The 20790-nt window shown below is 33.7% G+C and carries 27 protein-coding genes and 1 pseudogene; 10 read left to right on the forward strand and 18 right to left on the reverse strand.

Annotation, left to right across the window (positions count from 1 at the left end; all coding sequences use genetic code 11):
• Nucleotides 1-105: 105 nt before the first annotated feature.
• Nucleotides 106-291: a YqzH family protein gene (locus MKX31_RS18625; RefSeq protein WP_064474856.1), complete on the forward strand. Its 186-nt coding sequence runs from the start codon at nucleotides 106-108 to the stop codon at nucleotides 289-291.
• Nucleotides 292-320: 29 nt separating this feature from the next.
• Here MKX31_RS18625 and MKX31_RS18630 read toward each other — a convergent pair whose 3' ends face one another.
• Complete coding sequence (locus MKX31_RS18630) at nucleotides 321-1115, reverse strand: SDR family oxidoreductase (protein WP_088047199.1); 795 nt, start codon at nucleotides 1113-1115, stop codon at nucleotides 321-323.
• A 9-nt stretch (nucleotides 1116-1124) separates the two neighbouring features.
• Nucleotides 1125-2078, reverse strand: a complete 954-nt coding sequence (locus MKX31_RS18635; protein ID WP_064474854.1) for an MBL fold metallo-hydrolase — start codon at nucleotides 2076-2078, stop codon at nucleotides 1125-1127.
• A 165-nt stretch (nucleotides 2079-2243) separates the two neighbouring features.
• Here MKX31_RS18635 and proI point away from each other — a divergent pair, with 165 nt between their 5' ends.
• On the forward strand, nucleotides 2244-3083 hold the full coding sequence (gene proI, locus MKX31_RS18640; RefSeq protein ID WP_000027261.1) for a pyrroline-5-carboxylate reductase ProI: 840 nt from the start codon (nucleotides 2244-2246) through the stop codon (nucleotides 3081-3083).
• A 52-nt stretch (nucleotides 3084-3135) separates the two neighbouring features.
• On the opposite strand, the gene sdaAA is transcribed toward proI, so the two are convergent.
• The 4 genes from sdaAA to rnz form a co-directional block, all read right to left on the reverse strand.
• A complete protein-coding gene (gene sdaAA / locus MKX31_RS18645; RefSeq protein ID WP_064474853.1) occupies nucleotides 3136-4014 on the reverse strand; it encodes an L-serine ammonia-lyase, iron-sulfur-dependent, subunit alpha in 879 nt (292 codons plus the stop codon).
• 18 nt (nucleotides 4015-4032) lie between these two features.
• A complete protein-coding gene (gene sdaAB / locus MKX31_RS18650; RefSeq protein ID WP_000877441.1) occupies nucleotides 4033-4692 on the reverse strand; it encodes an L-serine ammonia-lyase, iron-sulfur-dependent subunit beta in 660 nt (219 codons plus the stop codon).
• Between the two features lie 45 nt (nucleotides 4693-4737).
• Nucleotides 4738-4875 (reverse strand): hypothetical protein, encoded by a 138-nt coding sequence (locus MKX31_RS18655; protein WP_170968780.1) that lies wholly within the window; start codon nucleotides 4873-4875, stop codon nucleotides 4738-4740.
• A gap of 560 nt (nucleotides 4876-5435) precedes the next feature.
• Nucleotides 5436-6359 (reverse strand): ribonuclease Z, encoded by a 924-nt coding sequence (gene rnz, locus MKX31_RS18660; RefSeq protein ID WP_088047198.1) that lies wholly within the window; start codon nucleotides 6357-6359, stop codon nucleotides 5436-5438.
• A gap of 189 nt (nucleotides 6360-6548) precedes the next feature.
• On the opposite strand from rnz, the gene MKX31_RS18665 reads away from it, so the two are divergent.
• Nucleotides 6549-6800: a DUF3932 family protein gene (locus MKX31_RS18665; RefSeq protein ID WP_000656495.1), complete on the forward strand. Its 252-nt coding sequence runs from the start codon at nucleotides 6549-6551 to the stop codon at nucleotides 6798-6800.
• Between the two features lie 35 nt (nucleotides 6801-6835).
• Here the strand turns inward: MKX31_RS18665 and MKX31_RS18670 are convergent.
• Nucleotides 6836-6970: pseudogene (locus tag MKX31_RS18670) on the reverse strand (DNA polymerase IV); the annotation flags it as partial.
• 226 nt (nucleotides 6971-7196) lie between these two features.
• Between MKX31_RS18670 and MKX31_RS18675 the strand changes: the two are divergent.
• From MKX31_RS18675 to MKX31_RS18695, 5 genes are all read left to right on the forward strand, one after another.
• Complete coding sequence (locus MKX31_RS18675; protein WP_340981395.1) at nucleotides 7197-7607, forward strand: hypothetical protein; 411 nt, start codon at nucleotides 7197-7199, stop codon at nucleotides 7605-7607.
• Nucleotides 7608-7710: 103 nt separating this feature from the next.
• Nucleotides 7711-8502 (forward strand): hypothetical protein, encoded by a 792-nt coding sequence (locus MKX31_RS18680; RefSeq protein ID WP_064474850.1) that lies wholly within the window; start codon nucleotides 7711-7713, stop codon nucleotides 8500-8502.
• A gap of 732 nt (nucleotides 8503-9234) precedes the next feature.
• Nucleotides 9235-10020 (forward strand): hypothetical protein, encoded by a 786-nt coding sequence (locus tag MKX31_RS18685; protein WP_262762979.1) that lies wholly within the window; start codon nucleotides 9235-9237, stop codon nucleotides 10018-10020.
• 54 nt (nucleotides 10021-10074) lie between these two features.
• The gene (locus MKX31_RS18690) at nucleotides 10075-10719 is read left to right on the forward strand and encodes an ATP-binding cassette domain-containing protein (RefSeq protein ID WP_088048139.1); all 645 of its coding nucleotides are present in this window, start codon (nucleotides 10075-10077) and stop codon (nucleotides 10717-10719) included.
• Nucleotides 10720-10731: 12 nt separating this feature from the next.
• Nucleotides 10732-11241: a hypothetical protein gene (locus tag MKX31_RS18695; protein WP_088048138.1), complete on the forward strand. Its 510-nt coding sequence runs from the start codon at nucleotides 10732-10734 to the stop codon at nucleotides 11239-11241.
• Nucleotides 11242-11525: 284 nt separating this feature from the next.
• Here MKX31_RS18695 and MKX31_RS18700 read toward each other — a convergent pair whose 3' ends face one another.
• Nucleotides 11526-12764: a DNA polymerase IV gene (locus MKX31_RS18700; RefSeq protein ID WP_088048137.1), complete on the reverse strand. Its 1239-nt coding sequence runs from the start codon at nucleotides 12762-12764 to the stop codon at nucleotides 11526-11528.
• 142 nt (nucleotides 12765-12906) lie between these two features.
• On the opposite strand from MKX31_RS18700, the gene MKX31_RS18705 reads away from it, so the two are divergent.
• Nucleotides 12907-13107 (forward strand): hypothetical protein, encoded by a 201-nt coding sequence (locus MKX31_RS18705; RefSeq protein ID WP_046957503.1) that lies wholly within the window; start codon nucleotides 12907-12909, stop codon nucleotides 13105-13107.
• Nucleotides 13108-13151: 44 nt separating this feature from the next.
• Here MKX31_RS18705 and MKX31_RS18710 read toward each other — a convergent pair whose 3' ends face one another.
• Both MKX31_RS18710 and MKX31_RS18715 read right to left on the reverse strand, forming a co-directional pair.
• Nucleotides 13152-14270, reverse strand: a complete 1119-nt coding sequence (locus MKX31_RS18710) for a tripeptidase T (protein ID WP_088048136.1) — start codon at nucleotides 14268-14270, stop codon at nucleotides 13152-13154.
• 127 nt (nucleotides 14271-14397) lie between these two features.
• Entirely contained in the window at nucleotides 14398-14943 is a 546-nt protein-coding gene (locus MKX31_RS18715) for a GNAT family N-acetyltransferase (RefSeq protein WP_033657628.1), read from the reverse strand.
• A 189-nt stretch (nucleotides 14944-15132) separates the two neighbouring features.
• Between MKX31_RS18715 and prli42 the strand changes: the two genes are divergently transcribed.
• Nucleotides 15133-15225: a stressosome-associated protein Prli42 gene (gene prli42, locus MKX31_RS18720; protein ID WP_149173444.1), complete on the forward strand. Its 93-nt coding sequence runs from the start codon at nucleotides 15133-15135 to the stop codon at nucleotides 15223-15225.
• Between the two features lie 77 nt (nucleotides 15226-15302).
• Here prli42 and MKX31_RS18725 read toward each other — a convergent pair whose 3' ends face one another.
• The 8 genes from MKX31_RS18725 to MKX31_RS18760 all read right to left on the reverse strand — a co-directional run bounded on the left by MKX31_RS18725 (nucleotide 15303) and on the right by MKX31_RS18760 (nucleotide 20727).
• Nucleotides 15303-15542: a DUF3894 domain-containing protein gene (locus tag MKX31_RS18725; protein WP_000281162.1), complete on the reverse strand. Its 240-nt coding sequence runs from the start codon at nucleotides 15540-15542 to the stop codon at nucleotides 15303-15305.
• A gap of 133 nt (nucleotides 15543-15675) precedes the next feature.
• Nucleotides 15676-16236: a L,D-transpeptidase gene (locus MKX31_RS18730; RefSeq protein ID WP_064474843.1), complete on the reverse strand. Its 561-nt coding sequence runs from the start codon at nucleotides 16234-16236 to the stop codon at nucleotides 15676-15678.
• 15 nt (nucleotides 16237-16251) lie between these two features.
• A complete protein-coding gene (locus MKX31_RS18735; protein ID WP_000472675.1) occupies nucleotides 16252-17220 on the reverse strand; it encodes an aromatic acid exporter family protein in 969 nt (322 codons plus the stop codon).
• 100 nt (nucleotides 17221-17320) lie between these two features.
• Nucleotides 17321-18043 (reverse strand): amino acid ABC transporter ATP-binding protein, encoded by a 723-nt coding sequence (locus MKX31_RS18740; RefSeq protein ID WP_088048135.1) that lies wholly within the window; start codon nucleotides 18041-18043, stop codon nucleotides 17321-17323.
• Nucleotides 18036-18695, reverse strand: coding sequence for an amino acid ABC transporter permease (locus MKX31_RS18745; RefSeq protein WP_001046922.1), 660 nt, complete (start codon nucleotides 18693-18695; stop codon nucleotides 18036-18038). The genes MKX31_RS18740 and MKX31_RS18745 overlap by 8 nt, the downstream gene beginning before the upstream one ends.
• A 36-nt stretch (nucleotides 18696-18731) precedes the next feature.
• Nucleotides 18732-19511, reverse strand: a complete 780-nt coding sequence (locus MKX31_RS18750; RefSeq protein WP_000735475.1) for a transporter substrate-binding domain-containing protein — start codon at nucleotides 19509-19511, stop codon at nucleotides 18732-18734.
• Nucleotides 19512-19762: 251 nt separating this feature from the next.
• Complete coding sequence (locus MKX31_RS18755) at nucleotides 19763-20176, reverse strand: BrxA/BrxB family bacilliredoxin (protein WP_001979317.1); 414 nt, start codon at nucleotides 20174-20176, stop codon at nucleotides 19763-19765.
• Between the two features lie 143 nt (nucleotides 20177-20319).
• Nucleotides 20320-20727 carry a YjdF family protein gene (locus tag MKX31_RS18760; RefSeq protein ID WP_064474840.1) on the reverse strand — a complete coding sequence of 136 codons (408 nt, stop codon included), beginning with the start codon at nucleotides 20725-20727 and terminating at the stop codon, nucleotides 20320-20322.
• Nucleotides 20728-20790: the final 63 nt, after the last annotated feature.

Below are 20790 nucleotides of genomic sequence, written 5' to 3' on the forward strand. Positions count from 1 at the left end.
TCTCCCACCTAACTTCTTTGCTCTAGCCGAATTTTAAGGTGGGAGTTTTACTGCCCGTTAATACCGGGGAAAACAATACATGTATACATACAGGCGGGGAAAAACATGAATGAGAAATTAATTGAGAAAATGATCATAAAAAGTTTTCAACAATATCAATGTAATCCTATTTCAAATGAGGATCAGGAAATGCTAATTAAACATATTCAAACGATAATTCATTCAAATACTGAAATTGATGTATACGAGGCAGTGGAGGATATCGTTTACGATTATGTGACTGGAAAATAAAAAATAGGAGATTTCCATATGGAAATCTCCTATTTTTTACTTAATGATTTACCTGCAACACGCTCAAATAAACCTGGGAATAGAGCATACAATTTCGGACCAATGCCCATCCACTTCGGTAAGTTTACTTCACGCTTTTTCGTTTGCATCGATTTTACGATCTGCTCTGCTACATATGTTGGTTTTAACATGTACCGTCCCATATTTTTCACATATGTACCGGATTGATCCGCTATTTCAAAAAAGTTTGTATCTATCGGACCTGGATTAATCGCTGTTACGAAAATATTTGTACTAGACAACTCCATGCGTAAACTATTCGTAAATCCTAATACTGCATGTTTCGTCGCTGCATACGCACTCGATTTCGGAGTTGCAATTTTCCCAGCAAGTGAAGCAATATTAATAATATGTCCTTCGTTCCTTTTCACCATATAGGGTAGTACCGCTTTCGTACAAGCTACTAATCCAAATACATTTACTTGGAACATATCTTTCACTTCATCCATTGATGCATCTTCAAATGTTTTAAAAATACCAAATCCCGCATTGTTTACTAATATATCAATACGTCCCACTTCTTGTAATACCTTTGAAAAAACAGATTGTACTTCCGTCTCTTCACTTACATCTAATACATAATAATAGCAAGGCGTATTATAAGTTTCTTTAATTTTCTCTGCTAACGCTTTTAATTTCTCTTCTGTTCTAGCCATTAATACTGGAGTCGCCCCCTGCTCTGCAACTTGCATTGCAACTTGCTCTCCAATTCCACTAGAAGCACCTGTAATGACGATTACTTTATCTTGTAAACGTCCCGTCATTGCTGTCACCTACTTTGCATAATAAATCAATTGTTGCGAAGATTCATCAATCATCACTTGTTGATTATATGCTAAAAAGTCTAATTGTCCAACAGTTTCTGAAATAGTAAGCGGCAATTGCTCCTTATATAATACCGGAAATAGTTTTACACATACTTCAAATGCTGTCATTGGTTTTTCCTTTAATAACTCAAGCACTTTAAACGCACGTGTTTCTTGCTTCTGTAATCTCGTTTCAATAAGTTGTTTCACATTTAGAACATCTTCTCCATGTCCTGATAAAATGCGCGAAATATTCATTTCACTTAAACGCTTTAACGTCTGATTATATTGTAATAACGGGCGCGCCCTTTCTGTTTGTCCTTCATATGGTGGTTCTAATATGGGATTCGAAGAAATATGACTAATGAGAGCATCCCCGCCAATTAATATTCCATCAGATTCTCTATATAATGAAATATGAGTGGAAGCATGACCTGGTGTTTCGATTACTGTAAACCCAGGTAAAGAATCAATACGATCTCCCTCTCTCACAGTATGTGTTAACGATCTATTACAAGAATATTTAAGTGTCTTCGTCGTCAATAACGCCTCGTCTTTCAAAAATGCCGCTGGAACACCAAATTGCAAAGCTGTCTCTCTAAAAAACTCATGATACCACTTTAAAAATTCTGGATTTTGCGTGATCCAAGGCTCATTCCAAGGATGTCCAATAATGTTCGTTTTCTCAGAAAATATATTTAAAAGCCCACAATGATCCGCATGATGATGCGTAATGACTACTGTTTTAATATCTTCTATCGCATATCCTAATGTACCTAATTGCCTTTCTAACGCACTTCTTGCCTCTTCTGTATTCGTCCCTGTATCAATTAATGTTAATGTCTCCCCCTCAACTAAAAACACATTCACAGTTTCAACTGCAAATGGCACAGGAATCTCCATTCGGTGAATCGCCGTCATGCTTAGCCCCCCTGTCTCTTTCCGGTTCAAAAATGAATACTTCTTCAGTTTACAACTTCTATATATATTTGTCATTATTTTCAGATAAAAAGAGGTGTTTCCTATAAAAAAACGAATGTATGTACATTTATAAGAATTTCTAACCAAATTTAAAGGAGGAACATCATGTCTATTCAAAACATTTCCTTTCTCGGTGCAGGCTCTATTGCTGAAGCTATTATTGGTGGCTTGTTACATGCAAATGTTGTGAAAGGCGAACAAATTACCGTAAGTAATCGTTCTAACGAGACAAGATTGCAGGAGCTACATAAAAAATATGGCGTTAAAGGTACGCATAATAAAAAAGAGCTACTTACTGATACAACTATTCTTTTTCTAGCAATGAAACCAAAGGATGTTGCAGAAGCACTTACTCCTTTTAAAGAAGATATACATAATAACCTGCTTATTATTTCCTTATTAGCAGGTGTTTCTACTCACTCGATTAGAAACCTGCTTCAAAAAGATGTTCCGATTATTCGTGCGATGCCAAATACATCTGCAGCTATTTTAAAATCAGCTACTGCTATCTCGCCTTCAAAACATGCAACAGCGGAACATATTCAGACTGCCATAGCTTTATTTGAAACAATCGGTCTCGTCTCTGTTGTAGAGGAAGAAGATATGCATGCTGTCACTGCATTATCTGGAAGTGGGCCTGCTTATATTTATTACGTAGTGGAAGCGATGGAAGAAGCCGCAAAAACAATTGGTTTAAAAGAAGATGTTGCAAAGTCACTTATTCTTCAGACGATGATTGGTGCTGCTGAAATGCTAAAAGCAAGTGAAAAACACCCTTCTGTTTTGCGAAAGGAAATTACTTCTCCTGGTGGAACGACCGAAGCAGGCATTGAAGTATTACAAGAACATAAATTTCAACAAGCACTTATTTCTTGTATTACACAGGCTACACAACGATCACATAATCTTGGGAAAACATTAGAACAACTAACAAAAGAAAAATAACAAATGGAGCTCAATCTTACTTGAGCTCCATTTTTTTATTAACATATATTGTTTAGTTATTAGTCTTCCCAAAAATCTCTTCTTGCAGACGGCGACCAGTTGGTGTTGCTGCAAGTCCACCTTCAGCTGTTTCACGAAGTGCTACTGGCATCGTTTGTCCGATTCTAAACATCGCCTCAATCACTTCATCACATGGAATTGTACTCGTTACGCCAGCTAATGCTAAATCAGCTGAAATCATCGCATTCGCAGCTCCTGCTGCATTACGTTTTACACAAGGTACTTCTACAAGCCCTGCAACAGGATCACATACTAAACCAAGCATATTCTTTAATGAAATCGCCATCGCTGTAGCTGCTTGATCTTGTGTTCCACCAGCCATCTCAACTGCTGCTGCTGCTGCCATTCCACTTGCTGAACCTACTTCAGCTTGGCAACCTCCTGCCGCGCCGGAAATACAAGCATTATTCGCAACAACCATACCGAAAGCTCCTGCTGTAAATAAAAATTCGATCATCTCTTCGCGTGTCGGCTGTAATTTTTCTTGCAGTGCAAACAGTACACCTGGCACTGTTCCAGCAGACCCTGCTGTTGGTGTTGCACAAATAATTCCCATCGCTGCGTTTACTTCATTTGTTGCAACAGCTTTACTCACCGCATCCAAAATCGTATCTCCAGATAAGCCTTTTCCGCTATTCATATACGCCTGAACTTTTACAGCATCTCCGCCAGTTAAACCAGTTGGTGATTTTACTCCGCGAATACCACGTTCTACCGCTTGCTCCATCACGACTAAGTTCTTTTCCATACCAGCAATTACTTCTTCACGTGAAATATTTCTTGTTTTCATTTCACATTGAATCATAATTTCTGCGATCTTTACATTTTGTTCTTTAGCTTGCGCCACTAGTTCCGTTGCGTTCCGAAACATGGTGTGTCCCCCCTGCAATTATTCCATAATAGTTACTTGACAAATATTTTGTTGCGCGTTTATTTCTTCAATCACTTCATCTGCTAATAATTCATCTGTTTCGATAACCATAAGCGCTCTTCTTCCTTTTTCTTTACGAGAAACACTCATTGTACTAATGTTAATTTCATGTTTCGCAAGGATTGAAGCTACTGCTGCAATAGCACCGAAGCGATCGTTATTTACAATAAGTAGTGCTGGACTCGTGCCTGTTAATTGAAGATCGAATCCGTTTAATTCTACAACTTCAATTTTACCGCCACCAATTGAGCAAGCAACAACTTCAATTTCTTCTTCACCTTTATACAAACGAATTCTCGCTGTATTTGGGTGAGGTGCATTTGCATCTTCTTCAATAAATTCTACTTCGATTTTGCGCTCTTTTGCTATGTCTAGCGCCTCTGGAATACGTAAGTCATCTGTTTCAAACCCTAATATTCCACCGATCAATGCTACATCCGTACCATGCCCTCGATACGTCTTTGCAAATGATCCATATAATGAAATGCTTACTCTTTCTGGTTCATGACGAAACAGCTGGCGAGCAACTTGCCCCATTCTTGCTGCGCCTGCTGTATGTGAACTTGATGGACCAATCATAACTGGACCAATAATATCAAATACTGAGCGATACTTCATCATAACTCCCCCTAAACCTCTATGCAAAAATTTTTTACTATTCTATTAAGCTACCGAATCGGTTGCTTTTCCAGTTGTACGACGAATTTGTTCCGCTATACGAATTGGATAGTTTTTGAATAACAGTGAAACAATATATCCTGAAATAATACCAATTATCATAATAAATAAGAAACTTAGCATTACCTTCATTTAAAAATAATATAAGCTAATCCACAATAAAGTCTTGTAGCAATCCAAAGTTTAACACAGAACCCCTTACAAGGATAGCATAACAAGTGAAACGCCCATTGCTTTCATACCTTTTCGTGCTTTAAGGCTAAAAAGTAAAAAAAGACTTCATATAAATAATAGTAATATCTTTCCTATTATAAATTCCATGTTGCTCTCTCACAATTTAGTCAACTTCACTTATTACGACAAATGCCTAAAACGCATGTAGCCTACAATAAATTTTGATCTGCCCTCATTATAGCTCGTTTTTAATAAAACGCTTACTTTTAATGAATTTTAAAAGTTCTGAATAACGATCTGTTTTTGCTATTTGTACCACTCGTATGTCGTCTGACTTATATAACAGTTTTTCTAAACAATCGGTACTATGTATTTTTATCCTATCTCTTCACATCATTAAAACTTTCTGTTTCATCCAATATAAACATAAAATGATAACAGTTTTATTTTAAATTTTTTTTAGAAATAAAAAAATGGCAACCTTTCGTCACCATTTTTTCACACCATTATTATCTTTCTACCGGAAATATTTTCAAGTCCGTAGCTATTTCTGTATTAGAAAATAGCTCTCTTGCCTCTTTCCATAATTCCTTATATGTATCCCCTTGATAACGAGAACTAATATGAGTCAATATTAATCGTTTTGCATTTGCCTGAAGTGCAATACTCGCAGCTTGCTTAGATGTGGAATGAAAATAATCATACGCTTGTTGTTCATCTTCTGCTGCAAAAGTTGCCTCATGAACAAGTACGTCAGCGTCTTGTGCCAGCTCTCTACTCGCTTCACAATACCTTGTATCACCTAAAATGGTAATAATTCTTCCCTTTTGAGGCGAACCAATAAAATCTTTTCCATTTAGTATCGTACCATCTTCTAATTCAACTATTTCTCCATCTTTTAAACGTTTAAAAAGTGGACCGGGTTTCACACCCATCTCCAGCAATTTATCGACTAAAAGAGCACCTTGTATATCTTTCTCTACAATACGATACCCAAAACATTCAATACCATGTGACAATCTTTTCGTTTCCACGTGAAATTCATGATCTTCAAATACAGTACCTTCTTCTGTTATCTCCACAATTTCAAGTGGATATTTTACATGTGTGGTACTTACTGATAATGCCACTTCAATAAATTGTTTAATTCCTTTTGGTCCATACACAGTTAAAGGTGTAGTCCCTCCTTGAAACGAACGGCTTCCTAATAAACCTGGCAATCCAAAAATATGATCACCATGTAAATGCGTAATAAATATTTTTTCAATGCGGCGTGGGCGTACTGATGTATGTAATATTTGATGTTGCGTCGCCTCGCCACAATCAAATAACCAAGTCTGTCCTCGTTCTTCTAACAATTGCAAAGCAATTGCCGAAACGTTCCTTCCTTTCGAAGGAACACCTGCACCAGTTCCTAAAAATACAAATTCCACTTTCTTTCCTCCAGCTCTTTATATAATCTACCTTTCATCTTACGGAATGTTATTTCAAATGGCAAATCGAATTTACATAACCAATCATCTAGACAACTATATAACACGAACATTATACTCAAAAAACTTAGTAATCGTTCGTGTTTTATGTTAAAATGATTATACTACATTTTAAGGGAGCGTTTTATTATGAAAGAAGCATTTCGTTTACAAACTGATTTTTCATCTTCATTTGATCGCTGGGTAAGTTCTTTCGTGTCTGATCACCCAGCACAATTAGAATGGACGACTTTGAAAGAATTAATCCATGAATATACAACAACACATACAAATGATTCATTACCAACATATATTTCTTCAGCTTTAACATATTACGCACAACGCGTTTCAACAACAAACAGCTCAGAAATTGTTATTTTTGAAAATGCTACAATCTCATAATCTATAAATAAAAAAGCACTGGTTACAGTGCTTTTTTATTTATACATATTTAGCACATCTTCATATTCCGTCCAAAAATTTGTATACATACTTTGATCAAACTCATCTAAAACTATCTTTTCACTTGAGTTATTAAATAATTCTTTTGCTTGTAGTGCAATTGAAGTAACTATACTGTAACTTTTTGTAAATAGCTTATTTTTATTTAATATCTAGATATAAAACAGTTGTTATTAGTTGAAAAGCTTTGTGTAATGATATGTTTTACAAGATATTTGTTAAGAAGTTATAGTTAACATTAAAGAAATATTAATATTATAAAATCTATATATTAAAATTTAAATAGTGTGTTATATTTTTTAAGGGCTTACAAGTAAAAAAATAGGAGGAGAATAAATGAAAAAAATAGCGGTTCTGACTTTAACAGCAGGAATAGCCTTATCAAGCTTTGCAGCATCAGCAGCAGCAAAATCTAATCATGAAAACAGCGACTGGTCAAATGTATATCGTGTTTACAGTCCTAATGATGAAACGCCATCTCGACCCTCATATAATAAAACAGCTTATTATATGAGGGTAGACGACATGTCAGGATTAGATGGATATTTCAATGCCTGGGCTGCATTAAAAGATGGTACAGATGTTTCTGATGGTCATACGTACATAATGCGTGATGGTCAAGAAGAATTCTTATACAATTTGGCAGTTGAGAAATTTAATTCTGGTATCAAGGTTAAAATTGATACTAGAAGATGGGCTGAGGGCACAGCGACAGGTGTTTGGAGTCCAGATAGTATCCGCAAATAATTATATATAAATATGATATTTTATATTCTTGTAAGCCTTTCCTCGTAACATTACATATTTTAAGTGTTACGAGGAGTATATTTGAATTTTTAAGAGGTGAAACATGGGTACTTACTTTAACGAAAGAATGAGTAATAAGAATTTTTATTTTTCACTTATGTTAGGAATAGCCTTATCTTGTATATATATATTATATTATGTAATTCCACTAACCGATAAAAGGGATGTTATCTTCACTCCATATACAACTTGGATGGGAATTAATAGTATTGTAACACCTTCCTTTTTATTTTTCTTTATACTTCCAGTGATTGCAAGTTTACCTAGTTCATCACTCTTTCAGGAAGATAAAAAAAATGGATCTTTTTTGTTTGTAATTATACGAAGTAATTATAAAATGTATTTTCTTAAGCTGTTTAGTAAAACCTTTCTTATCGGGGGCTTTGTTGTTATTATTCCATTGATTTTAAACATTTTTTTATCATTTATGTTTCTTCCAAATATAACTCCTGATGAAGTTTTAAATTCTAATATAGGGATGTACGAGCGATCAACCTTTTTTATTAACATTTATTTCACTCACCCTTTTATTCATATGATTTTATATACAGTTATTGCTTTTGTTTATGGAGGAGCATTTGCTTTGTTTTCTCTTAGTATGTCCTTTTATGCCAAGCATACTTTTATAACTTTATTAAGTGCTTTTTTATTACAACTTTTTTTAATGATAATCAATTTATTTTATTCAACGCCCCTTGCTCCTATATATTTCTTATCTGAATTTCATATATATCATGGAGCCGATATCATTGTTTCTATTTTAGTGTTGGTAGGGATTTTTATTTTATCGATACTTTTATTTTTAAGAGGAGTAAAACGCCATGTTATTTTATAGCCTTTTGAAAATGTATTTATTAGAGTTGTTTCAAAAACGAAGGTTATTTGTGATTAATATTTTATTTCTTATAGTAGGTGTGTCGATTCACCTCATTAGATCATTTTACTTTTTATCTAATGATTCTTTGTTTTCACTTCTTAGTACTTCAAGGGATATGAAAATAATATTATTTAGTTATCTTCCATTATTGCTTCTGTTTTTCTATTCATTTAATTATACAGATAAAAATGTTTATGTGTATTTTAGACATAAAACTCGTCAATCATATTGTTTTCATTTAATCATAAAAATTGTAAGTCTAGCAATTATATATTCAAGTATCTACCTGTTAATTGTAGGAATAAATTTTTTAATTGTAAAAGAGAAAATAGTGATTTGGTTGCTTCCATCTTCAAATTGGTTAGTAATTATATATTTTATAGTATCGTTATGGTTAGTAACTGTAGCAATATGTATTTTTGCACAAATACTAGTATTTTTCGTTAAACATAAAGCTATTTGTATTTTTACTATTTACTTTCTTATTACGATAGATCAATTATCAGAAAAAAAATATAATTTTTCTTTATTTTGGTCAAAAGGTTTGATTTTTCAAGAAAAGGACTGGTTTCTAATAGATATAATCTTGCTGAAATTAGCTTTTATGTTAGGGATTATTAGTATTTTATTTGCTATATTGAATATTTGTTTACATCGGATGGACTTATATAACGGAAGTGATTAATTACGATGAAAAATAGTGTTTTTTATAAATTGGTAAAAAGGGATTTAATATTAAGCAGTCATAGTATGAAATTAAGATTTATAATATCATTTATTGTTTATAGTGTGTTGGTGGTGGGAGAAGTATTTTTATTAAAGCAATCAGCCGAGTATAGAGAACTTCCTTCAAATTCTATAACAATTCTTGATGTCTTGTATGAACTGCTAAAAGGAATATCTTTTAAAGAAGTTGAAATGGGGCGATTTCAGCTTCCTGTAACATGGCTTATATTACAATTATCTTATTGTTTTATATTAGGTACGTATGTAAGAGCTGATTTTATACAACAGACACCGTATCTTTTAACGAGGAAAGTGTCTAGGTATCAAGTATTGTTTAGCAAATTTATTAGTACATGTATATTAACTATTTGTATAACTTTATTATTTTATATTGCCGTGTTCTTCTGGGGAGGCATTTTTTGTTCTTATCAATTTGACTGGGGAATATATACAGAGAAGGTCAATCCTACAATTTATAATTATTTTAAAGAAACCATTTTTATTATAAAAAGCTTTACTTTACAACTAATAACATCTTCCTTATTAGTTTGGGTTTATTTAATTGTGTCTACTAAATTAAAAAGTATTATTTCATATATAGTGATTATAGTGATTATTACCATGACTATATTTATGCCGGTTATATATAATCCGTTTGATAGTATGTTAATCCGTAAGAATTTATTTTACGTTAATAATGAACATTTTCTATATTCTATTTTCTTTTGTGCGCTTTTTTTCTATGGATAAGTGGTTATTGGATAGGGAAAACATTTGAATTTGTTAATAGAAAGGATACTTCTGATGATTTACATTGAGGCTAAATATGTTTCTAAAGTGCTAAAAGGCAATATTATTTTAAATGATGTTAATTTCGAATTAGAAAAGGGGAAAATTTATGGTTTTAAAGGGAGAAATGGTTCAGGTAAAACAATGCTTTTTAGAGCTTTATTAGGGTTGATGAAAATAGATAGTGGTGAAATATTAATAGATAGAAAAATAATTGGTATTGATCATCCGTTTCCTGAAAATACAGGCATTATCATTGAATATCCAGGATTCATTCCAGACTATACAGGATTTAAAAACTTAAAACTATTAGCTTCTATTCAAAATAAAATAACGGATAATATAATTCGTGAAACAATGGAGCTCGTAGGATTAAATCCAGAAGATACAAGAAAAGTAAAAAAATATTCACTTGGAATGAAGCAAAGATTGGGTATAGCACAAGCAATTATGGAGAGCCCTAAGTTATTAATTTTAGATGAGCCAACAAACGCTTTAGATGAAAATGGAATTCAGGATATAACTAAAATCTTATTAGATTTAAAGTCTAAAGGTACAACTATATTAGTTGCGAGTCACGATAGTGAAACATTAAATATAATTGCAGACAGAATATTCCTAGTTGAGAATGGTAAAGTATCACTATCTTCACAGATGTAGAGGGAGAAAGATATGAATAAAAAACGATATGTTTTTATGATTATTTGTACATTTTTTATAATAGGGGCATGTTGGAGATATCAGGTAGTAAATAATTTAAATGAATCTTATATTGTGAAATCAGAAAATATTAATCTAGGTCAATCATTTAATACAGATATATTTAAATTTAGCATTAATTCTTTCGAGAAGAAACAAGTAATTGATAATAATGGAAATAAAGAAATTCATTATCTTTTTGATATTGAAGCAACAAATAACACGCAAACTGAACAAACAATTTTTACAGGTTTGCATATATTGGCACCCTTAAAAGGAGTTAATAAGACGAATGGAATGTTTAATGAGAATACAAAGAAAACAATAGTTTCATGGGAGAAGTTACAAAACCATAAAGGCATTGTAACAATGAAAATGAGGGAAAGTTGGGGAGTTGCACTTAATACACCTGCGAAATTAGTATATCTAGGTGAAAAAGATGGTAAAAAAATAAAATACATATTAGATTTACCTAACAACTAAAGGCCTAATTTGCTTGTTGATTTCTGAATAAGATGATTTGTAATATATGTCATCTTGTATTACACTTTGCCTATTTTAATAGCTTCTATCAAACAAGAGTGAAAATTTTAATAGATAAAGCCGTTATAAAACATACCGAAGAAGTTAAAATTTTTACTTGGGACAACGAATAGTAAGTCTAATACTTTTTGTGGCGTTACTGCAGCTGGTTGGAAAACTTCATTAGATTTAGAAGCAAGTTAAAAATGAAAGGTGTCATGATATTTACAACTTCATGACACCTTCTACATAAACTTATTTTCTAATTTTTGCTGAAAAGACTTTTCTTGCTTACGTAATAATTGACTACCTCGTTGTAAAATCGGCATTCCATACTTATCATTAATTTGATCGATGACAGCAAGTAGCGGCTCTTCTTTCGCATCTTCTTCAAATGAAAACAAATCCAATTGTTTCACCGATTCTGTCTTCCACTCTATTTCAGTAGCTGTAACACCTAATAAACGAACGGAATCACCGTCCCAATGTTGCTTCCATAAACGAGAGGCTGCCTGAAAAATATCTCGTTCTTCCCAAATCGCATTTTTCAATTGCTTACTCCGCGTTACTGTCCGCCTATCATGATATTTAATCATAATTTGAATATTATAGCTGACAAGAGTTCGCTTTTGTAATCTTTTACTTACTGATTTTGATAGCCGTTCTAACATATCAAGTAATTCTTTCGCTTCATCCATATCCTTTGAAAAAGTCATCGAATTACCGACACTTTTATGTTGTCCCATTTGACTCGGGTCAACTTCCCTATCATCCATACCTTTTGCCCGCCACTTTAAATCAACACCATGCTTTCCAATTTTAGCGCGAATGATATGTTCGTTTCCTTTTGCTAACTGCTCAATTGTTTTTATATGAATATCATTTAATTTTTCAGCTGTTTTTTCTCCAATTCCATGCATCGCTTCAACTGGAAGTGGCCAAATCATTTCTGGAATATCTCGTTTTCGAAGCACAGTAATACCGAGAGGCTTTTTCATATCAGAAGCTGTTTTTGCTAGGAAAAGGTTAGGAGCAATTCCGATGCTACACGGAAGCTGTAACTCTGTTAATAACGCCTGCTGGATCATCTTTGCTATTTCAAGAGGCGAACCGAGTGCGTAGCAATCTGTAATATCTAAATATCCTTCATCTATTGAGACTGGTTGTATTTTTTCTGTAAAACGGGAAAGGATTTGAAACATTTGAAATGAAGCTTCACGATATAATGTAAAATTAGGACGCATTACAACTAATTGTGGACATAACCTTTTTGCTTCCCAAAGAGGCATCGTTGTACGTATTCCATAGTCTCTCGCCTCATAACTACATGTTATGATAATTCCTTTTCTTTCTTTTTCATTTCCAGCAACTGCTAACGGCTTCCCTTGTAATGATGGGTCATGAGCAATTTCAACAGATGCGAAAAAACAATTCATATCTACATGCAAAATAACACGACCATTTTTCGGATACATTTCTCGCATAGTACTCACCCCTTCAAAGAACATTTGTTCCTTCATTATATCAAATTTTGCATAATAGTTATAATAATTACTTGTTCTTTTCCTTTTATACATTTGATATAATTTACATAAAATGTATAAAATTACAAAAGGGGTGATTATGATGAAATCAACTAATAAACTCAACTATACGTTCCTTGTGATTATATTAATCATAGCCATTAATTATTTACTGCTTCCTATTTTCAATATTAATACGTTTGGATTCTTCCCTCGCCTAGTACATATAGCAACAACTTATATATTGCCATGGATTTTCTTGTATTGGCTGATCCGCCTTGTAAAAGCAATTGAATCAAAATAAAAAGCGTGTAAATCAATTGTGATTTACACGCTTTTTCTATTACATTACTTCGCTACTTCTTCAATAATTGCTATAACTAATTCTGCTGTTTTCGCTAATTCTTCAACAGGAATCTTTTCGTTTGTTGTATGAATTTCTTCATAACCAACCGCTAAGTTAACTGTTGGGATACCGTGTCCTGCAATTACGTTTGCATCACTTCCGCCACCACTTTGGTGAAGAGAAGGTGTACGACCAATGTTTTCAGCTGCACGTTTTGCAACTTCTACAACGTGATCGCCATCAGCAAATTTAAATCCTGGATACATAACGTTTACTTCAACGTCTGCTTGACCGCCCATTTCTTTTGCAGTTGTTTCAAATGCTTCTTTCATTTTCGCAACTTGTACTTCCATTTTCTCATTGATTAAAGAACGCGCTTCTGCAAAGATTTGTACATGATCGCAAACGATATTTGTTTGTGTACCACCTTCAAAACGTCCAATATTTGCAGTTGTTTCAGAATCAATACGACCAAGTGGCATCTTCGCAATTGCCTTCGCTGCGATAGTAATTGCAGATACACCTTTTTCTGGTGCTACACCAGCGTGAGCTGTTTTCCCACGAATAATTGCATTCACTTTCGCTTGTGTTGGAGCTGCAACAACGATTTCACCAACTTTTCCATCGCTATCTAATGCGTAACCGTATTTCGCTGTAATGCGCTCACAATCTAATGCTTTTGCACCAACAAGACCAGATTCTTCTCCAACTGTAATAATAAATTCAATTTTACCATGAGGGATGTTTTTCTCTTTTAAAACACGAATTGCTTCGAACATTGATGCTAATCCAGCTTTATCATCCGCACCTAAAATCGTAGTACCATCTGATACGATATATCCATCTTTAATAGAAGGCTTAATTCCATTACCAGGAACTACTGTATCCATATGAGAAGTAAAGTAAATTGTATCAACACCATCTTTTGTTGCTGGTAAAGTACAAATTAAATTACCTGCACCATGCCCAGTAACAGTCATTGTGTCATCTTCAAATACTTCTACACCTAAATCTGTAAATTTCTTTGTTAATACTTTGCAGATTTCTGCTTCAAATTTCGTTTCAGAATCTACTTGTACTAATTCCATAAATTCATTTACTAAACGTTCTTGATTAATCATAAGACTGCGCCTCCTGCACTACCATTATGTATGTAACACTATTAATTATAACAGAATTTCGCAAAAGTTTCGAAATACAAGACAAAAAACAGACGGTTTATATGTCTAGATAACCATCTGCTTTCTATTACTCATTTAACAATACCCAGCGCATATGATCTTCCCATACTCCATTTACCATTAACATCTTCCTAGACACGCCCTCATATTGAAAGCCTATCTTTGTCACTACTTGTATAGATGCTAAATTTCGTGGCATAATCGGTGCTTCTATACGATGTAACTGAAATTCTTCGAAAGTAACTTGAATAGCTTTCCTAAGCGCTTCTGTCGTGTAACCTTTATTCAATTCTGCCTTATCTAATTTATAGCCGAGCACACAAGATTGATAAATACCGCGAACGATTAGATTGAATGAGATACACCCAATAATTTTTGTATCATCACCCTTTTTAAAAATCCAAAGCCTGATGATTTTACCTTCTGCAAACTCTTTTCTATCCTTTTGTAACTTTTTCTTCTGATAATCTAACGTAAAAAAATCATCCGGTCTATACTCTTCCCAAGCTTTTAAAAATTCACGATTTCTGTCGTAATATTGAAGAACTTTTTCAGCATACGACTCATCAATTTCCCTTAAATGTAAACGATTTGTTTCATATATTTTCATCATCGTATCTCCATTCTTCAGCTTGCATAACAAAAAACTTATACTCTATCATTATTATATATTCTCTACATACATACAAATTTCCTGTTATACTTTACACGCACTTCTCGAATTTTGTCACTTCTCTCCCCTTGTCCACAATATCATTTCTCGTTACAATGATATTGTACTGATTTGCAAGGAGGTTTAACGATGCATAAAAAAGCTCAAAAAGTTGTGATTTATGTAATGCTAATTTCTATGCTTGTAACAACATTACTTGCTGGCGCAAGTATGTTTTGGTAAAAAGGACGATGTGTTCGTCCTTTTTTTACTTTTTACACATAACATAATAAAATAAACCATCTCGATATCGAGATGGTTTATTTTATATAAAGCACAATCGCTACAATACTAAAGGAAAATGACATTACAAGTGCTGTTATAAAACTTGTATATTGTTTCTGCTGAAATGCTCCAATAACAAAAGTAAGATTGAGTAATGCCATACAAACAATTGCTACAAGATAAGAACATATATTAAAAGTTGCCAATATGAATGTAATAACAAATAGAAATCCCATAAAAAATTGCATATACGAAATTTTTGGATTCAAGTACATATGAGCAACCCCTTTATCTAATTTTTTATCCCGATTGGTGAGGGCTGATAATCCGCGGGTAAAAAACCTCCCACTGATTAAAGTTTCACTTTATCTTTCTATATTCTCATTAACTCATGGTTATGTACACATGTCAAGACAACTTATTACAATAGAAAAAGCCAACCTTTTCGTTGGCTTTTTCATATGCAATGGCTCCTTTTTGTTTTGCCAATTGCTGAAATGATTTTTTCGACTTCACAATCCATACTTTCGTTCCAATTGGAATGCGATCAAATAAATACTCCACATCGTTTTTCTTCATTCTTATACATCCTTGTGAAATATACTTTCCAATTGAACTAGGTTGGTTTGTTCCATGTATTCCATATTTACTTCCATCAGTTTCTCTTGCATTAAATCCAATCCACCTTGATCCAAGTGGATTTTTCGGTGACCCACCTGGAATATCCTTCGCAATATAATACGGATCCTTCGCTTTCATTACAACATCAAAAGTTCCCTCTGGAGTTAATTCATTTGTTTTCCCTGTCGCTACTGGAAAAACCTTTTGAATCTTTCCATCGTCAATATAAGCTAGTTTATTCGTCGCTTTATTTACAATAATAAAAGGATCTCCGGCACGTGGATTATCACCAAGAGGCCAAATAGGCGATAAAGAAAGACATAATATGAAAGAGAGAAGATACGGCATAATAATTCCTACCTTCTATATAAGTTCTTTTATATTATCCTTTCCCTTAAAACGACTTTTAATGAGTAAATATTGTTCCATTTCATACACCAGTTGAACAAGCTTCGCACGTATCTCAAATTCTTCACGTGTAACGGGCAATGGCATGTCTCTAAATAATTCTCTCATTTCTTGAAGCTGTCTTAAGGAAATAACCCCAGTACTCTCAGGGCTAATAGCATTTCCAATGTTTTCAACCACATCCGCAATCATATCAGCTTGTTCATATGTCCATGATAAAGAAGCTGCTAATGGTATCATCCGTTCTAAAATTTCGAATTGTTGCATGCGCATATTAAAATAACGATAGTAATAGCCATCTTCTCGCATAAATGCATTCTCAAGTTTCTTAAACGATAAATCCCTTGCTTCATTTAGCATATTTTCAGTTTCAATAAGTTCTGCCCCGCTCCAGCTACTTTCTCTGTTTCGTAAATACACGACCATTTCAAACAAAATTGTTTTAAAATTACTTTCTATTGTATCTTGATACTCTTTTAGCTTATTTTCACTACTTGGCATATACATATTCACTAATAAAGCCACGCTAATTCCTATCGTTAATATCGCAATTTCATTCCCAACAATAAGCCATGTAATTTGTTTCAATGAATATAGATGCATCACAATAACTGAACTCGTGACAATACCTTCTTGAATTTTAAGCATAACTGCAGTCGGAATAAATGTAAGTAATAATATACTAATTGCAAGTGGTGTATATCCAATTGTTTCAAAAATACAAAACGCGAATACCATTGATAATACACAAGCTAAAAAACGATGTAACGACACTTGAAGTGATTTACGTTTCGTATTTTGTACACATAATATAACTAAAATGCCCGCTGAACTATAAAATTCTAATCCTAATAACTGTGCAATAAAAACTGCTGCGCCTGTCCCTATTGCTGTTTTTACTGTACGGTATCCAATTTTGAACATAGCACTGCTCCTATATGTATAAACGTATTTAAAGTTAGTATAAAAAAAGGATGACACAATGTCATCCTTTTCTACTTATTATTCACGCAACCTTTACATATTACAATATTTTTTGTAAAAATTGTTGCGCACGTTCACTTTTCGGTGCTACAAAAAATTCTGCTGGCGCACTATCTTCTACAAGCTTTCCACCATCTAAAAAGAGAACACGATCTGCTACTTCTTTTGCAAATCCCATTTCATGTGTAACAATCACCATTGTCATTCCTGTCGTAACTAATGATTTCATAACTTCTAACACTTCTTTTACCATCTCTGGATCTAGTGCCGATGTTGGTTCATCAAATAACATAACTTCTGGTTCCATCGCTAACGCTCTCGCAATTGCTACACGTTGCTTTTGTCCTCCCGAAAGACGATTGGGATACGTATCTTTTTTATCTAATAAACCGACCTTTTCTAAAAGTTTCTCGGCTTTCTTGTCAGCTTCTTGCTTCGTTACTCCTTTTACATTGATAGGAGCATACGTAATATTTTCTAATACAGTCATATGAGGAAATAGGTGAAAATGCTGAAATACCATTCCGACATTTTCACGAACGTGCATAATATTCGTTTTCGAATTCGTTACTTCTTCCGTTCCAATCCAAATGTGACCATTTGTCGGTGCTTCTAGCACATTCATACAACGTAAAAATGTTGATTTCCCTGATCCAGACGGTCCAATAATTGCTACTACTTCCCCTTTTTCAATCGTTGTTGTAATCCCTTTTAATACTTCGTTTTTTCCAAATGATTTATGAAGGTTTTCAATTTTAATCACTTTTCTTCATTCTCCCTTCAATTGCCTTCCCGACTAATGTAAGAATAATGACTAACATATAATAAATGAGTCCAACAAAAAGTAATGGCTCAAGATATTTAAACGTCTCACCGCCTACAATGTAAGCACGGCGCATTAAATCGGTCGCTCCTATTACTGTTACTACAGCCGATTCTTTCGTAAGTGTCGCAAACTCGTTCACAAGCGCTGGTAATATATTTTTTAATGCTTGAGGGAAAATGATATTTCGCATCATTTTCCCGTAAGGAATCCCTAAAGCCATAGCTGCTTCTGTTTGTCCTTTATCAACCGCTTGAATGCCGGCACGAATTACCTCTGACATATATGCACCTGAATTTAAGCTAAATGCTAATACAGCTGCTACGAATGCTGGTATTTCATAACCAATTATTTGCGGGACACCGAAATAAATAATCATTAATTGCAATACAAGTGGTGTACCACGGAAAATTGATGTATAAAAATCTGCCGCTATATTTAATGCTCGTATTCTAGCAATTTTGCAAAGCGCTAATAACGTTCCTAAAATAAACCCCACTAACGCTGATACTGCTACAATTTTTAAAGTAACTTCTAGGCCTTTTAGTATATATGGTATCGAAGGCGTAATCGCCGAAAAATCTAAGTTCATTCTTTTCATTCCCCTCACAGAAAAGTGAAAAGCAGCTTATTTTTCGCTGCCAAACCATTTCTTCACTAATTTATCCATTTCTCCATTTTCTTGCATTTTTTTAATTACTTTATTAAATTCTGCTGTTTTATCACTGTTTTTCGGAAGGGCAATTGCTGCTCCTACTTCTTCTGGTGCTTCTTTAATTTCAATTCCTTGTAATTCTTTCATTTTTTCTAAATAATTTTTAGCAACTGTGTCTTCTATAATTGCAGCGTCAAAACGACCAGCTTTAATTTCTTGTACGATCTCTGGTATACGGTCACGTCCCTCAACTTTGAAATCTACTTGTTTCTTAAATTCTGCTGCTTTCTCTTCTTGGATAGATCCTGTTTGTACCCCTACTTTTTTCCCTTTTAAATCCTCTACAGATTGAATATTAGAATCTTTTTTAGAAACGACCATGTTTTTCGCAACAAAATATATGTCTGTGAAATCAACATTATTTTTACGCTCTGCCGTTGGCGTCATACCTGCCATTACGAAATCAACTTTTCCTGAGCTAAGAGATGCTAATAAACCACCAAAATCCATATCTTTCACTTTCACTTCATAACCAAGTTCTTTTCCGATATATTTAGCAACATCAACATCAAAGCCGATAATTTCATCACTTTTTGAAGCTTCTACGTATTCATATGGTTTATAATCTGCTGAAGTCCCCATAACCAGTACTTTCTTATTTTTTCCAGTAGCCTTTTCTTCCCCATTACTACAAGCACTGAACATACTTACAATTAAAATAAGTGCAAACGATATTGATAATAACTTCTTCATCTTTCTTCCCCCTAATAATGTATATTTAAAAGTTTAATAGAATATTTATTCGATGTTTGTATTGTATCAGCACTTTAATTTTTATGCAATATATAAAATAAAAATAAATAAAATAACAATATTAATACCGTTTACAATGTATAAAATAATGCATAAAACAACATAACTATGCATATCCCATAAATTTTAATACTAAATAAAAAAGGCGGTACATCCACTTCATTGTGGACGTACCGCCTTTTCGCTTATATTTATAGTTCTTCACAATTCTCTTCGAAATAAGATTGTAGTTTTGCAATAACTTGCATTGGTTCATGACCTTCAATTTCATGACGTTCTACCATCGTTACAATTTTCCCATCTTTTAATAAAGCAAATGATGGTGAAGAAGGTGGATACCCTTCGAAATATTCACGAGCTCTTGCTGTTGCTTCTTTATCTTGACCTGCAAACACCGTTACAAGATGGTTAGGACGTTTATCATAATGTACGGAATGCGCAGCAGCAGGACGAGCAATACCACCTGCACAACCACATACAGAGTTTACCATTACAAGTGTTGTTCCATTTCTTTTAAACGCTTCTTCTACTGCTTCCGGCGTCGTCAATTCTGTATATCCAGCAGAGACAATCTCTTCACGTGCTTGGCGGACAACATCATTCATAAAAAAGTTAAAATTAATCAATCTTTTCCCTCCTCTAAAACTACCTATTTGTATCTTACCAGTTAATGTTTATGAAATACAAGTAAGTTTACTTGTATTTGGGTATAGAAAAGGTGTTAGAGCTCTTGCTCTAACACCTTTTCTTAATGGCCACGATGCTTTTGCTTTGCTTTTTGTACTTTGATTAAACGTCTTCTTTGTTTTTCAGCTTCTCGCTTCTCCTTAGATTGCACTTTCTTTTCTTGTTTATGCAATTCATAAGATAAGCTAATTGCCTCTTGCGCCTTAGTAAAACGGTTTATATTTACTTCTTTTGCTGCTTCTCGTATGATACGCTTTATATTTTTGGGACGCTGTTTTTCTTTCACTTCCACACCACATCTTGCAAAGTGCTGAAAATAGGCTAACATTGGACCAGTCACAAATATAAGTATTTCTTCGTCTGACGGCTCCGTTCCAAAAATATACCTCGCTCCATACAATTTCCCTGTTTCTTTATGCGTAATAATTCCTACGAAAAATTGACCATCGTGATATACTGTCAAATCCATTGACAGCCCCTCCTTTAAAAAAATTAGAAATACGGGACATCCCGGAGGGGAAGGTTACTGACA

Source organism: Bacillus sp. FSL M8-0063 (assembly GCF_038005545.1).
Lineage (GTDB): Bacteria > Bacillota > Bacilli > Bacillales > Bacillaceae_G > Bacillus_A > Bacillus_A wiedmannii.